Source organism: Oceanobacillus neutriphilus, from assembly GCF_014645515.1.
GTDB lineage: Bacteria > Bacillota > Bacilli > Bacillales > Amphibacillaceae > Oceanobacillus > Oceanobacillus neutriphilus.
In genome coordinates this window covers 173,248-188,817 of record NZ_BMLW01000010.1, presented here as the reverse complement: position 1 = coordinate 188,817, position 15,570 = coordinate 173,248, and the positions used below count along the sequence as shown (strand labels likewise).

Here is a 15,570-nt window from a genome sequence, read left to right as displayed (position 1 = left end):
TCCCTTCTTCCATTAAATATAAAACATATAAGCCTCGCGCGGGCCGTTATCACCCTCGTCATAATTTGCCAGATCTTCTAAAGTTGTTTTTTCTAATACATCTTTTACAGCATCTCTGATTTGCATCCATAAAGATGCCTGTGCCGGTTTTTCATTTTCCATACCTTCCACAATTGTCAATGGCCCTTCAAGCACTCGGATAACATCGCCTGCTGTAATTTCATCAGGCTTTTTCGCAAGCTGGTATCCACCATATGCCCCGCGTATACTTTTGATTAGACCGGCATTTCTTAATGGTGAAGCCAGCTGTTCTAAATAGTGCTCTGATAAATCATTATCCTTTGCAATAACTTTTAATGAAATTGGACCGTTTCCTTCATTTTTTGCCAAGTCTATCATTATTGTCAGTCCATATCTTCCTTTTGTTGAAATCTTCATTATATACACCTCAATTTTTTAAACTATCATCTGCCATTTATATATTATTTAATCTATATAATGTACAAAATAAGTGAAATTATAGGAATTTCCCTGTAACTGGCGGATTGTTTTGCCGGAGCTTGAAATTACTCACCTGCCCGTAATCCGCCGTATCAGTCACCGACCGGTAATTATTTAAAGCTTACACATATGAAAACCTTTAATTCCATCTATACAAATTTGATTATTTATATTATAAGGCTACACCTATTATAGCATGACTGCTAACCTCTTGCATTTCTTCTATATTCGCTTTAAGCTAATAGAATAATAAGAAGATGAAGGAAGTTATTTAATGTATAAACAACCACTCGCATATCGGATGCGTCCAAAAAACATAGATGATATTATAGGACAAGAACACCTGGTAGGTCAAGGAAAAATAATTGACCGGATGGTTAAAGCCAATCAGCTTTCTTCCATGATCTTGTTCGGCCCGCCCGGTACCGGAAAAACATCCATGGCCTATGCTCTGGCAGAAACCATTGGACTGCCATCCAAAACGTTAAATGCCGTTACAGATAAAAAGAAGGATATGGAAATTGTTGTGGAGCAGGCAAAAATGCAGGGGCAAACTGTTCTTATTTTAGATGAAGTCCATCGGTTGGATAAAGCAAAACAGGATTTTTTACTGCCGCATTTAGAAAATAATTTATTAACTTTAATCGGCTGTACAACAAGTAATCCTTATCACTCCATTAATCCGGCAATAAGAAGCCGCTGTCATTTGTTTGAACTGCACGGCCTGACCCTTGAAAATGTTAAAACAGCATTACAGCGTGCTATTCAGGATACAACGAATGGGTACGGGGATAAAAATATACAGATCAGTCCGGATGCTATGGAACATTTAGCTATTTCAGCAAATGGGGATCTGCGCTCCGCATTAAACGGGTTAGAACTCGCTGCCAGTTCCACTCCGCCAAATACGGATGATCAAATTCAGATAACATTGGAAATTGCAGAAGAATGTATGCAGAAAAAAAGCTTTTCCCATGATAAAGATGGAGATGCTCATTACGATGTACTGAGTGCTTTTCAAAAATCCATCCGCGGCAGTGATGTGAATGCTGCCCTGCATTATTTGGGCAGGCTGATTGAAGCTGGTGATTTAGACAGCATTGCAAGAAGATTGATTGTTATTGCATATGAAGATATTGGTCTGGCAAGCCCGCAAGCCGGCCCGCGTGCTGTTGCAGCTGTACAGGCAGCTGAACGGATTGGTTTTCCGGAAGCGCGCATTCCATTAGCCAGTGTTGTGGTAGAGTTGGCCCTTTCTCCAAAATCAAATACAGCCTATAAAGCACTGGACGCAGCTTTAGAGGACATTCGCAAAGGAAAAAGCGGAGATATTCCCGCCCACTTAAAGGATTCCCATTACTCTGGAGCAAATAAGCTTGGCAGAGGAATAGATTATAAATATCCACATAATTATCCTGGTGCTTGGGTAAAACAGCAATATTTGCCAGATGCTATTAAAAATCGAGATTACTATACACCGAAAGAAACAGGAAAATTTGAAAACGCATTGAAACAAGTATATGAACGGATTAATAAAGAAAAAAAGTAGGGACTTAGCAAGTTAATAACTCAACTTTGGCCCCTAAGAATAAACATACTACCTTTGCTGTTCCAGGATATACATGGTCTCTATTAACATGCTGGTGTTTCAAATGGTTTTTTAGCAGTTCAAATCATGACAGCATGAATTATTCATATCAAGAATAGCTTTCATGCACCAAAAAGGAGTGCTGAACATGTTTATCATGCAACACGAAAAATTTGTTCAGTTATTTCAGTATAGAATACCCCGCTAGCGGAGGCGGACCGTTTTGCTTTCCTAGGAGCACGCTCTTCAGCTAACTTTTGCCAAGAAGATCACTTGGCAAAAGTGGATCTTCAGATGGTGCTGATCCCTCAGGAGTCAAAACGGTCCGCCGCAGCGGTGGCCTCACACGTTACTTCTTTCTCGATAGAGTTTATGCTTTGTCAAGAGTTAGATGGAAGAAATGATCAACTCCTGTACCTGTAGATAGGAATTTACTTTTTAAAGTGCGAAAGTTAAGTTAATAATTATAAAGAAATGTATATTTTTAAACTCCTCTGGAAAGAATAGAGATTACTATAATCTTTCTAGCACGTTAGGAAAGTATATTTTTTAACGTGTGAAATATAAGAAAACTGCCTATTCACTAAAATAAAAGTGCACGCAGATTTTTCTAAGTATTTTCTTAAAAATGAGGAGTGAATGACATGGTAAAAGTAAGGCAAGATGCTTGGTCTCATGAAGATGATCTATTACTGGCAGAAACTGTCTTGAGACATATTCGTGAGGGAAGCACACAGTTAAATGCTTTTGAAGAGGTGGGAGATCATTTAAATCGCACTTCAGCCGCTTGCGGTTTCAGGTGGAATGCTGAAGTACGTAATAAATATGAAAATGCAATTGATTTAGCTAAAAGACAACGAAAAGAGAGAAAAAGAGCTTTAAATAAAACTGTACAAGCTCTTCCAAAACCTGTTCAGATCGAAACTTCAGAGACAATTTCGTCTCAAGAAACGTCAGATCAGCCGACAGTACAGACGAATCCTGAACCAGCTGCAGCATTTAACCTGGATACAGTAATTAAGTATTTAAAATCACTAAAGCAAGAATTATATACTTCCAATCAATCAAAATCTTCTATGCAATCGTTAGAGAGTGAGAATAAATCCTTGCATACAAAAGTGGAAGAATTACAAAAGAATTTAGCAGATACAGAGCAGCAGCTGCATGCGATGAAAGAAGATTATCAAACCTTTATTCAAATCATGGATCGTGCCCGCAAGATGACAGTTTTTGAGGATACAAACCTGATCAGCTCTCCATCATTCCGTATGGATAAGAATGGAAATCTTGAGCAGCTGGCACAGGGCTCTAATTAGGTTAGAATAAGAACTATACATTATACTTATAACAGTAGATGTATATCAATTACGAAAAAATACTGCACAAAACTGTGCAGTATTTTTTCGTAATCCCGATAGTGCCGTCCGACAATAAAGTTTTGATCCCGCTTTTGGCAGGTGGGTGTCCTGCTTTAAAGGTATTATGCTTCCCTTTTTCGGGCATACACGCACTCTAAAGACCTGTCGGACTCCCTAACTTATAGGTGTTCGGTCAAAATACCAATTGCAAACGAACACATCAGGATTGTAATAATTTATTTTTTATTATCGTAGCATAAATTGATTCAAAGTACAAATAATATATTTACTAATACAGAATAAATCCGTTCAAAGCTGTGGATTAAATAATTCCTTGCTCCACCATAGCATCTGCAACTTTCAAGAAGCCTGCAATATTAGATCCTGCAACAAGGTTGCCCTCTTTACCATATTCATTTGCTGCCTGAACACTATTTTGATAAATATCACGCATGATATCTTGGAGCTTTTCATCAACTTCTTCAAAACTCCAGGCAACACGGCTGCTGTTTTGTGCCATTTCTAAAGCAGATACAGCTACACCGCCAGCATTTGCTGCTTTCGCCGGTCCGAATAAAACATTATTTCCGAGGAACTGATTAATCGCCTCCAGGGATGATGGCATGTTAGCTCCTTCACCTACAGCAATAACACCATTTTCAATTAAAGTTTTTGCTGTTGCTTCGTCGATTTCATTTTGCGTAGCACAAGGCAGAGCAATCTCACACGGAATTTCCCAAACGGATCCGCCATCAACGTATTCTGCATTTGGATGGGTTTCTAAGTATACATTAATACGCTCTCTATCTACTTCTTTAATCTGCTTCACAAGCTCAACGTCAATACCATTCTTATCATAGACATATCCATCAGAATCGCTGCAGGCAACTACTTTGGCGCCAAATTCAGCTGCCTTTTCCATTGCATAAATCGATACGTTACCTGATCCTGACACAACAACTGTTTTTCCAGAGAAATCCTGTTCATTATCTTTAAGCATTTCCTGAACAAAATAAACTGTGCCGTAACCAGTTGCTTCTTTACGTCCCAAGCTGCCGCCAAAACCTAAGCCTTTACCTGTTAAAACACCTGGTTCCACAGTACCTTTGATTTTCTTATATTGACCGTAAAGATAGCCGATTTCTCTTCCGCCGACACCAATATCTCCTGCCGGTACATCCGTATCCGGTCCAATATATCTAGATAATTCTGACATAAAGCTTTGGCAAAATCTCATAATTTCTAAATCTGATTTTCCTTTTGGATCAAAATCAGATCCGCCTTTTCCTCCGCCAATAGGTTGACCGGTTAAAGAGTTTTTAAAGATTTGTTCAAAGCCTAAAAATTTAATAATACTTGCATTTACCGTTGGATGAAAACGAAGTCCGCCTTTGTATGGTCCGATTGCACTGCTGAATTGAACACGATAACCGCGATTTACTTGAACATGTCCTTCATCATCGACCCAAGGAACACGGAAAGCAATTAAGCGCTCTGGTTCTATAATTCTCTCTAGAATGCCTAATTCCATATATTTTGGATGTTTCTCAAAAACAACTTCTAGAGATTCGACAATTTCTTCAACTGCTTGCAAAAATTCTGTCTCATGACTATTTCTATTCTTTAGTTCCTCATAGACTCCCTGTACATACTCTTTTGCTGTACGATTATGATGCTGTAATTTATTTTCCATGGCTCCTAACATTCATCTCCTTTAGTTTTTTCAACCGATTCCTCAACCAGAAGGTTTTTTTATTTTATATGAAAAAGCAAATAAACACAAGCCAATTGTGCTTTTGTTTGCTTTTATTTCACAAATGATATGCACGATATGCAGAAATATCGTGCATATTCTCTTTTATTCTTTGTTATCGTTTCTTTTTGCTAATGAAATTGACAATTCTTGCAGCTGGTCCCCGCTGACTTCACTTGGAGCTTCTGTCATCAGGTCAGAAGCAGATGCTGTTTTAGGGAAAAGAATGGTATCTCGTAAGTTAGAACGGCCTGCCAGAAGCATTATGATACGGTCTAAGCCAAGCGCAACTCCTCCATGAGGCGGTGCTCCATACTCTAACGCATCCAATAAGAATCCGAATTGCTCTCTAGCTTCTTCTTCTGTAAATCCTAATGCCTGGAACATTTTATTCTGAAGCTCAGTCTGATGGATACGGATAGATCCGCCGCCGAGCTCGTAACCATTTAATACTAAATCATATGCATTTGCACGGACGTTCATTGGATCTGTTAACAATTTTTCCTTATCTGCTTCAATTGGTGACGTAAACGGATGATGCGCTGCAAAATAACGGCCCAGTTCCTCATCATATTCAAACAACGGCCAATCTGTTACCCATAAGAAATGAAATGCTTCTTCGTTAATCAATCCTAAATCTTTTCCCAGCTTCAAGCGAAGGGCTCCCAAACTATCGTAAACAACAGATGATTTATCAGCCACAAATAACAGTAAGTCCCCACTCTTTGCTTTAGCCTTATCCGTGATAGCTGATTTTTCCTCATCCGATAAGAATTTGCTGATCGGGCCCTTCACTTCTTCTTCCTCTACTTTTAGCCAGGCTAAGCCTTTTGCACCGTAGACATTGACAAACTCTGTTAACTTATCAATATCTTTTCTGGAATAGCTGCCAGCAGCACCTTCCACATTTAATAATGCTACTTTTCCGCCGTTCTCTACCGCCTGCTTAAATACCTTGAATCCAGAGTCTGCCACGATATCCGATACATGAATCAATTCTAATCCAAAGCGGGTATCCGGTTTGTCAGAACCGAAGCGGTCCATGGCCTCGTCATAAGGCATTCTTTGTAAAGGTAAGGTAATATCGACATCTTTAACCTCTTTAACTACCTCTTTCATCATCTCTTCTGTCATTGTCATAATCTCGTCACTTGTTAAAAAGGAAGTCTCAATATCAACCTGTGTAAATTCAGGCTGACGGTCTGCACGTAAATCTTCATCACGGAAGCAGCGGGCAATTTGGTAATAACGTTCAAATCCGCTCATCATAATTAATTGTTTAAATAACTGTGGAGATTGTGGTAAAGCATAGAATTCTCCAGGATGAACACGGCTTGGAACAAGGTAATCACGTGCTCCTTCTGGTGTACTTTTTGTTAAAATCGGTGTTTCCATTTCTAAGAATTCATTTTTATTTAAATAATTACGGATGCTCTGCGTTGTTTGATGGCGTAATTTAAATGTTTCCTGCAAGCCTGGGCGGCGCAAATCTAAATAACGATACTTCAAACGGATATCCTCTGAAATATTTACATCATCCTGAATCATAAACGGCGGATTTTTTGCTTTATTCAACACTTTAATCGAGCTGGCCAGTACTTCCAATGTACCAGTCGGAATGGAAGGATTAATGGTTGCATCATCACGTAATACAAGCTTGCCAACTACATCAATCACATATTCAGAACGAATACTTTCCGCTGTTTCGAGTGCTTCCTGTGAATAATCCGGGTTAAATACAATTTGCATAATTCCGGACTTATCACGCAAATCAATAAAAATAAGACCGCCAAGATCCCGGCGTTTTTGAACCCAGCCTTTTAGTCTGACTTCCTTTTCGATTTCATTTTCCGTTAAGTGCCCCGATAAAACACGCTCTGTCATTTTTTAACTCTCCTCCAATAACAACTCTTTAATTTCAGAAACAATATTATCAACTGAGACCTCTTTTTGATCTCCAGTTCCCATATTTTTAATGGTTACTACTTGTTTATCAAGTTCATCATCACCTAAAAAGGTAACAAATTTTGCCTTTAAACGGTCTGCGGCTTTAAGCTGTCCCTTCATTTTGCGGTGCTGGTAATCTGTATCTGTCTGAATACCAGCTGAACGTAGCTGATGAACAAGCTTTACAGTTTCTGTTCGTACTTTTTCAGAACCAAAGCCTGCCACAAAACAGTCCAGTTTTGTATCAACAGGTATATCAATATTTTCTACCTGAAGAGCCATTAACAAGCGTTCCAGCCCCATTCCAAAACCAATTCCCGGTGTATCCGGACCGCCGAATTCGGTAATCAATCCATCATATCTGCCGCCGCCGGCTAATGTCGTAATGGCACCGAAGCCATCTGCCTCACTCATAATTTCAAATGCGGTATGATTATAGTAATCTAAGCCTCGGACTAAATTAGGATCTACAGTATAAGAAATTTCCATCGCATCTAGATATGCTTTTACCTGTTCAAAATAAGCTTGTGATTTTTCATTCAGATAATCTAAGATGGGTGGTGCTGTTTTCATTGCAGGGTGATCTCGATCCTTTTTACAATCCAGCACACGCAGCGGATTTTTATCCAATCGTGATTGGCAATCTGAGCAGAGCTCCTCACGATATGGGTCAAAATGTGCTACAAGTGCGTCACGATGTGCTTTTCGGCTTTCCTTATCACCTAATGAGTTAATCACCAGCTTCAGAGATTTCAGGCCTAATCTGCGGTATATTTTCATGGCGAGATCAATTACTTCTGCATCAATCGCCGGGTCCTCGCTTCCCATTGCTTCCACACCAAATTGGTTTAATTGACGCATTCTCCCTTTTTGGGGACGTTCATATCGAAACATCGAGCCAAAGTAATAAAGCTTTTCAGGTAAATTGGGACTGCCATATAATTTATTTTCGACAAAAGCGCGGGCTACAGCAGCAGTTCCTTCTGGACGAAGTGTGAGACTTCTGCCTCCCCGGTCCTCAAAAGTGTACATTTCCTTCTGTACAATATCTGTTGAATCTCCGACACCGCGTTGAAATACTTCTGTGTGTTCAAAGATTGGTGTACGTATTTCATGATAGTAATACGCGTCACAAATTTCTTTAATTTGCTTTTCTACATATTGCCATTTTGCCGTATCCTCCGGCAAAATATCCATTGTTCCTCTTGGAGCTTTCATAGCCATTTTTATTTCCTCCTTCACTAATTTGCAAAATAACTGATGAATTTCATTTTCTGGTCAGCAGAAAATAATAACAGATAACTTTTAAAACGGACGCTTCCGATTCTTTAACAATACAAAAATCCCGTCCCTTATTAAAAAAATAAGGGACGGGATTTTTCCCGCGTTGCCACCCTAGTTGATATCAAAAGATACCCACCTTTATCAGTTAACGCCTGCAACACGTTTATATCTACTCAATCTATTTTCGATATAAATCCTCCAGAATGTCTTTCATATATGCCGGATAGATAGCTGCTCTCAGCCAATGACAGCTACTCTCTTACCACCTGCGCCTATATTACTTTTTCTTTCAACGGTTTCATTCATTTAATTTTAAGAAACTTCTACTAATACCGCCCGTGTCCCGGGACCGGGCTTACTCGTCCCACGGAAAATATTCGCGGGCAACGTATAAACTGCCACATCTTATAGAAGTGGAATGATTATAATAATAAGGTGAGTTTCGTCCATTGTCAAGAACGACTTAAGCTTTTTTTCAATTGCTTCACTTCCTGAATGGAAATTCCAAGCTCTGTCGCTATTTCCAGATAGGTTGAAGACTTTTCCATTTGCAGAAAATGGTGAAAATCAACCATCATCATTTCAGGGTAATGATTGGCATTGTGCTGTTTTATCTCTCGATGCATAACTTAAATTCTCCTTTAAGTGCCCTTTTTAAATCTATTTAAGTTTTTATAGCATCTCCACAAAACCCCGACCTTATTCTTATACCTTCCTTTATCTGTCTTTACTGTCAATTATCATTGTGACCGGACCATCGTTTACCAGCGCGACATCCATCATTGCACCGAATTCCCCAGTTACTGTCACTATTCCTTCTGTGCGTAATCCTTTATTAAAAGCATCATATAAAGCTTCTGCTTTATCGGGTTTTGCTGCTTTTATAAAGCTTGGACGTCTACCTTTTTTAGTATCCCCATATAAAGTAAACTGGGAAACCGATAAAATGCTGCCTTCCACATCTTTAATAGAAAGATTCATTTTATTATTTTCATCTTCAAAAATCCGCAGATGGACAATCTTATTTACAAGATATTTTAAATCCTCATCAGTATCATTGTGGGTAACACCGACAAGTAAAAGGAATCCCTTTTTAATTTCACTGATTTTTTCTTTCCGGACAGTTACAGAAGCTTCCTTCACCCGCTGTAATACTACTTTCATAAAACAAACGCTCCTTATTGCACAGTTCTTGTAACGGTATATACTTCCCGAATCTGCTTTATTCGATCCACTACTTTGCGCAAGTGATTAGTATTATGAATTAAAATTGTTAATTGAATTATAGCCATTTTATTTCGGTCAGATCTGCCATTCACATGTGTAATATTCGTTTTTGTTTCGTTAACAGCCTGTAATACCTCATTGAGCAAACCGCGGCGGTCATAGCCTGTAATTTCCAAATCAACATGATACTGCTTTTTCTCTGCATACTGATTTTTCCACTTTACATCTATATAACGCTGCTTTGCTTCCTCTGTCTGTACATTCGGGCAATCGGCACGGTGGACAGATACCCCTCTGCCTTTGGTAATATAGCCTAGAATTTCATCACCAGGTACAGGGTTGCAGCACTTTGCTATACGGACAAGCAAATTATTCACACCCGCCACTTCAATGCCTGAATCTTTCTTGGAGGATGGTCTTGCTTTATCCGTTTTTACTTCTTCTATCTTCTTCTCTAAATCTTGATCAGCTTCTCTTGATTGACGGATTTTCTCCGTTAATCTGGTAGCTATAAGAGCTGCCGTAATCCCTTGATAACCCACAGCAGCATACATATCATCTTCGCTCGTAAAATTAAACTTATCAAATACACGCTGCAAATTATCTGCAGTTAATGCTTCTTTTGGATCGATGTCGAAAGTACGAATTTCTCTTTCAACAGCTTCCTTCCCTTTAACAATATTCTCATCACGCTGCTGCTTTTTGAAAAATTGTTTTATTTTGCTTTTTGCCTGGGACGTCTGCACCATTTTCAGCCAGTCCTGGGACGGTCCGTAGGAATGCTTCGACGTCATCACATCAACAATATCTCCGTTTTGCAATTCATAGTCTAATGGCTCCATCTTGCCATTAATTTTCGCTCCAATGGTCTTATTGCCGATTTCCGTATGAATCTTGTAAGCAAAATCAATTGGAATAGAACCTGCAGGCAGCTCAATAACCTCTCCTTTAGGTGTGAAAACATAGACCATATCAGAAAACAGATCAATCTTCAATGACTCCATAAATTCTTCCGCATCATGCGTTTCGCTTTGCCATTCCAAAATTTCCCGGAACCAGGATAATTTTTCTTCAAAGGAGCTTTTCCCTTTTGCCTGCTTTCCCTCTTTATATGCCCAGTGTGCAGCAATTCCGTATTCTGCAATATCATGCATTTCCTTCGTCCGAATCTGCACCTCTAGCGGATCACCTTTTGGACCGATAACTGTTGTATGCAGAGACTGATACAAATTTTGCTTCGGCATAGCGATATAATCCTTAAACCTTCCGGGCATCGGCTTCCAATTCGTATGGATAATACCCAAGACAGCATAACAGTCTTTAATATTGTCCACTATAATCCGGACTGCAAGAAGATCATATATCTCATTAAATTGCTTTTTCTGATTTACCATTTTCTGATAGATGCTATACAAATGCTTTGGACGGCCGGACATCTCTGCTTTTATATTTACCGCTTCAAATTCTTGAGAAAGATCATCAATAACTTCCTGTATATAAGATTCTCTCTCTTCCCGTTTTTGCTTCATTAATTGAACAATACGATAATACTGCTGTGGATTAAGGTAGCGTAAGGCTGTATCCTCCAGCTCCCACTTTATCGTTGAAATTCCCAATCGATGAGCAAGCGGCGCAAAAATTTCCAGCGTTTCATTTGAAATACGGCGCTGTTTTTCCGGCGGTAAATGCTTTAACGTTCTCATATTATGCAATCTGTCAGCAAGTTTAATCATTATGACACGGATATCCCTTGCCATTGCTACAAACATTTTACGGTGGTTTTCTGCCTGCTGGGCCTCTTTTGTTTCATAGCGGATTTTACCAAGCTTCGTGACGCCATCTACAAGTGCAGCTATTTCATGATTAAATTCTTCTTCAATCTGTTCAAAGGTTACCTCAGTATCCTCTATGACATCATGAAGAAACCCGGCTGAAATTGTTTCTGCATCCATTAATAATTCAGTCAGTATACCTGCAACCTGTACCGGATGAATAATATACGGTTCGCCTGATTTACGAAATTGATCTTTATGAGCCTCTTTCGCAAATTCATAAGCATGTTCAATTAAAGCAATATCTTCATCAGATAAATATTCTTTTGCTTTTTCTATAATATCTGTAATGCTGACATTTTCGTCTTTTGCCATGTAATCACCTTTATTTACTTTCAATATTGAATAAATTATTTTATTAAAAATTAATTCTTCCCCGATCTAAAAATAAAAATAGCAACAAGTGTCTGAATGCTTGAAGCCATTTCTTTCATTAAAACCTTTTAAATTTCGCAGATTTAAAAACATTATTCGATAATAATTACTATTATAAGACTTTTTTTATATTTCTGTCCAACTAAAACCTAATATAAGCAGATTAAAAATAACTGACTTATCATAGTGACAGGTGTTGATCGTTCCTTCCATCTAGCTCTTGACAAAGCAAAAACTCTATTTAGAAAGAAGGTAACGTGTAAGGCCACCACTAGAAGAGGATTCTATACTGTTTAATACAACGGAGTAAATAGAAATTAGATCAGTAAAAGAACATATTTTTCATGGTGTATATAAAAATGTCGTGTCACGATTACTTTCTATTCATGAAAGCCATTCCTGATATTTACTATCCATGCTATATGCTATGACATAATTTCAATTGCCCAATCAACCATTTGAAATACTAAAATGATCTATTCATCAAGCAAAAGGAAATTATTTCATCCAACTCCATTAGGATATGATTTCTTTCATTTGCTATAGAAGCCTAACTGAGCGCAGACCAACCACGTAGACTCCTATGGGAACAGGGCGAGCTGAAGATCCACTTGAAAAGCGGGTTTCTTTTCAAGTTAGCTGAAGCCGTCCCCATGGAAAGCGGAGTGGTTGGTCGGAGCGGCGCTATACTCAATCTGCTTTTCAAGATGATTTAACAACATTCAAGCAGGATAATGTAGAACATGCTTATTCTCAGGTGAGAAAGTTGAGTAATACATAAAAAGAGTCAACACAGTTTTTAATCTCTGTTTGACTCTTTTCTGTTATTTAATAGGTCATAATTGTAAGTACATCGTAGCCTTCCAATTTATCCTTTCCATCCAGGTAGCTTAACTCCACTAAGAAAGCACATCCCACAACAATTCCACCAAGCTGTTCAACTAAATTAATCGTTGCTTCAATCGTACCGCCTGTTGCTAAAAGATCGTCTGTAATCAGAACACGCTGTCCAGGTTTAATAGCATCCTTATGAATGGTTAACACATTTTTCCCATACTCCAATCCATAATCTACTTTGATCACCTCGCGCGGCAGTTTTCCTTCTTTACGGACGGGAGCAAAACCGATTTCTAAAGCATAAGAAACAGGACAGCCGACAATAAATCCTCTTGCTTCAGGACCTACAACAATATCAATTTCTTTCTCTTTTGCATATTCTACAATCTCGTCAACAGCTGATTTATAAGCTGGTCCATTAGCCATCAATGGCGTAATATCTTTAAAACGGACCCCTTCCTTTGGCCAATCTTCTACAATCTCAATATATTCTTTATAATCCATATACTGCTTCCTCCTGTAGATTTGCAGACGTATCCAGATACGATGCAAACCATTTTTTTAAGTCCTGGTAATTAGAATAAATAAGTATACTCTCTGCTTCTTTTTGTTTGAAGCAAGTTTGGTAAATAGCTGATTCTGATAAATCTTTTTTATTCTGTGTAGCTTCGTAGCGCAGCCAGCCATCCTTTATTGTTACAAATCCCAAATCCGTGAAAACATCTGACATAAATTTCATTTTAGCTTCATTCCAGCCCCGATGCTGTTCAATAGCTTTCTGCATTTCCGCAACCCGAAACTGCTGATGCTGTTTAATTAAGCTGTAATAATCTATAAATTCCTTTCGGGAAGGAAACTGAAAGGGGTATTGATTTGTAGTCTGGCGTAATGCTACAACAATATTTTTCGGATTCATCTGCTTGATAATATCCTTCATAACATCCATACTTTCAGGTAATTCTGTAAAACCGATGGTATGATAATGCGTTAAATTCATAGAAAGTGCCTCTTTATAAGTAAATGTTTCCGTATGTTCATCAGGCTGTATGGACTCACCACAGACAAAGACTTCGTTAGCATTACCGGGAATTAACTGCTCAGCTTTTTTTCCTCGAAAGTCAAATAGCTGCCACTCGGTAATTCTTAAATCCTCTATCATTAATTGAGCGGTCCTTCTTCCATTCCATTCATTGATAGAAAGTTCTCCGACTATAGATATTGTTGTATGCGGGGAGATAGCATCCTTCATCTCACCAAACCCGAAACCAACCATATCCAACGGACCATTTGCAGATGAAAATTGCATCTTTAAATGGTTTTTTCTGCTTCCAATCTGTCGAACCTCTTTTGGTATTTCTCTTATCTCAAACAAAGGCTTCGGATTTCCCATCCCAAACGGAGAAAGCTTTGCTATCTCCTCAATTAAAGATACATTTATATCTTCAATACCTAATATAGCATTAATATATAATTCCTGCTTAAAATCGTCTTCCGACAGATTCTGAAAAAGTAAATCATTTAAAGCCGTCTCCAGAGAATCCAGATTTTCAATAGGTAATGTCATTCCTGCTGCCTGTGCGTGTCCGCCAAAGTGCGTAAACAAATCCCTGACAGTCATACAGCCTTCAAATAAATCAAACGCAGGAATACTTCTGGCTGATCCCTTTACAATACCCTGCTTCGGCTTTATTGCAAGAACAATTGCAGGACGATCATATTTTTGGACTAATTTTGAAGCAACAATTCCTAATACGCCTTCATTCCAGCCTTCTTTTGCTACAATAATAATCCGTTTATCTGTTTGAACCATTTCCATTGCTTCTTGTACAATATCCTGAACAATTTTCTTTCGCTGTTCATTAATATGGTTTAGTTCATTTGCCATTTCTAATGCAATTTCATTATCTTCCTCCAGTAAAAGATCTACGGCTAAATCAGCATCGCCTAAACGCCCTACTGCATTTAACCGTGGGCCGATACGAAAACCGATATCCTCCTCAGTAATGATCTCCTCTAACTGGCATACTTGTTTTAAAGCTCTCAAACCAACATAATTGGTTCTTTGAAGCTCTTTTAACCCGAATGTAGCCAGAATCCGGTTTTCAGAAACTAGTGGTACCAGATCCGCGATCGTACCTATGGCTACAAAAGGAAGCACCTCCCGGGGCAGCTCTCCGATTAAAGCCTGTGCCAATTTTAATGAAACGCCGACCCCTGCCAGTTCTTTAAAAGAGTAATCCCCAGATAATTTCGGATGAATAATTGTGTAGCAATCCGGTATTTCTGCCTGCGGTTCATGGTGATCGGTAATGATTAAATCAATACCGAGCTCCTTTGCTACTTCTGCTTCGTGGACAGAAGCAATACCTGTATCCACCGTAATAATCAGTCCGAATCCAGCTTGATGAAGCTGCCTGAATGCTGCTTCGTTTGGACCATACCCCTCAGTAAAACGATTTGGAATATAGTATTCACAATCTGCACCAATCTTTTTCAGAGCATGCAAGAGAACAACAGTGGAGCTGACACCATCCGCGTCATAATCTCCATATACAACAATTTTTTCTTTGTTTTCAGCTGCTTCTTTAATTCGGTTAACTGCTTTGGCCATTCCACTCATTAAAAAAGGGTCTATTAAGTTATTTAAATCCGGCTGCATAAATTGATTTGCTTCTTCCGTTGTGGTAATCCCTCTTTGTAAAAACAGATCCTTAACAATAGGCGACATAGCTATTTCTATTGAATCTCTATCCTCCACAGGCGGATTATTTATATATTTCCAGTTTGCTTTACTTGATAGCATAAATTCACCCCTGACCTACTTATTATACAAGAGTAGGCCAGGGGCATCAAATAGATTCCTCTAAT

11 protein-coding genes, 1 other RNA gene and 1 other annotated feature are annotated in these 15,570 nt (G+C 38.7%); of the genes, 2 read left to right on the top strand and 10 right to left on the bottom strand.

Features of this window, described 5'->3' with window-relative positions; all coding sequences use genetic code 11:
* Positions 1 to 12: 12 nt before the first annotated feature.
* Entirely contained in the window at positions 13 to 438 is a 426-nt protein-coding gene (gene cymR / locus IEX29_RS17240) for a cysteine metabolism transcriptional regulator CymR (protein ID WP_077603136.1), read from the bottom strand.
* 337 nt (positions 439 to 775) lie between these two features.
* Between cymR and IEX29_RS17235 the strand changes: the two genes are divergently transcribed.
* Together IEX29_RS17235 and IEX29_RS17230 are read left to right on the top strand one after the other, a co-directional pair.
* Complete coding sequence (locus IEX29_RS17235; RefSeq protein WP_188735601.1) at positions 776 to 2,050, top strand: replication-associated recombination protein A; 1,275 nt, start codon at positions 776 to 778, stop codon at positions 2,048 to 2,050.
* A 683-nt stretch (positions 2,051 to 2,733) separates the two neighbouring features.
* Positions 2,734 to 3,405: an RsfA family transcriptional regulator gene (locus IEX29_RS17230; RefSeq protein ID WP_188735599.1), complete on the top strand. Its 672-nt coding sequence runs from the start codon at positions 2,734 to 2,736 to the stop codon at positions 3,403 to 3,405.
* Between the two features lie 88 nt (positions 3,406 to 3,493).
* Here IEX29_RS17230 and ssrS read toward each other — a convergent pair.
* From ssrS to recJ, 9 genes are all read right to left on the bottom strand, one after another.
* Positions 3,494 to 3,677: non-coding RNA, 6S RNA (gene ssrS, locus IEX29_RS17225), on the bottom strand.
* Between the two features lie 92 nt (positions 3,678 to 3,769).
* Entirely contained in the window at positions 3,770 to 5,140 is a 1,371-nt protein-coding gene (gene gdhA / locus IEX29_RS17220) for an NADP-specific glutamate dehydrogenase (RefSeq protein WP_188735598.1), read from the bottom strand.
* Positions 5,141 to 5,305: 165 nt separating this feature from the next.
* On the bottom strand, positions 5,306 to 7,084 hold the full coding sequence (gene aspS, locus IEX29_RS17215; protein WP_188735597.1) for an aspartate--tRNA ligase: 1,779 nt from the start codon (positions 7,082 to 7,084) through the stop codon (positions 5,306 to 5,308).
* A 3-nt stretch (positions 7,085 to 7,087) separates the two neighbouring features.
* The gene (hisS, locus tag IEX29_RS17210; protein WP_188735596.1) at positions 7,088 to 8,371 is read right to left on the bottom strand and encodes a histidine--tRNA ligase; all 1,284 of its coding nucleotides are present in this window, start codon (positions 8,369 to 8,371) and stop codon (positions 7,088 to 7,090) included.
* Positions 8,372 to 8,510: 139 nt separating this feature from the next.
* Positions 8,511 to 8,733, bottom strand: a binding site (T-box leader).
* A gap of 150 nt (positions 8,734 to 8,883) precedes the next feature.
* Positions 8,884 to 9,057, bottom strand: coding sequence for a hypothetical protein (locus IEX29_RS17205; RefSeq protein ID WP_188735595.1), 174 nt, complete (start codon positions 9,055 to 9,057; stop codon positions 8,884 to 8,886).
* Positions 9,058 to 9,148: 91 nt separating this feature from the next.
* A complete protein-coding gene (gene dtd / locus IEX29_RS17200) occupies positions 9,149 to 9,595 on the bottom strand; it encodes a D-aminoacyl-tRNA deacylase (RefSeq protein ID WP_188735594.1) in 447 nt (148 codons plus the stop codon).
* A gap of 14 nt (positions 9,596 to 9,609) precedes the next feature.
* Positions 9,610 to 11,805 carry a RelA/SpoT family protein gene (locus tag IEX29_RS17195; protein WP_188735593.1) on the bottom strand — a complete coding sequence of 732 codons (2,196 nt, stop codon included), beginning with the start codon at positions 11,803 to 11,805 and terminating at the stop codon, positions 9,610 to 9,612.
* 888 nt (positions 11,806 to 12,693) lie between these two features.
* Positions 12,694 to 13,206, bottom strand: coding sequence for an adenine phosphoribosyltransferase (locus IEX29_RS17190; RefSeq protein ID WP_188735592.1), 513 nt, complete (start codon positions 13,204 to 13,206; stop codon positions 12,694 to 12,696).
* Positions 13,196 to 15,505: a single-stranded-DNA-specific exonuclease RecJ gene (gene recJ / locus IEX29_RS17185; protein ID WP_188735591.1), complete on the bottom strand. Its 2,310-nt coding sequence runs from the start codon at positions 15,503 to 15,505 to the stop codon at positions 13,196 to 13,198. The genes IEX29_RS17190 and recJ overlap by 11 nt, the downstream gene beginning before the upstream one ends.
* Positions 15,506 to 15,570 lie beyond the last annotated feature (65 nt).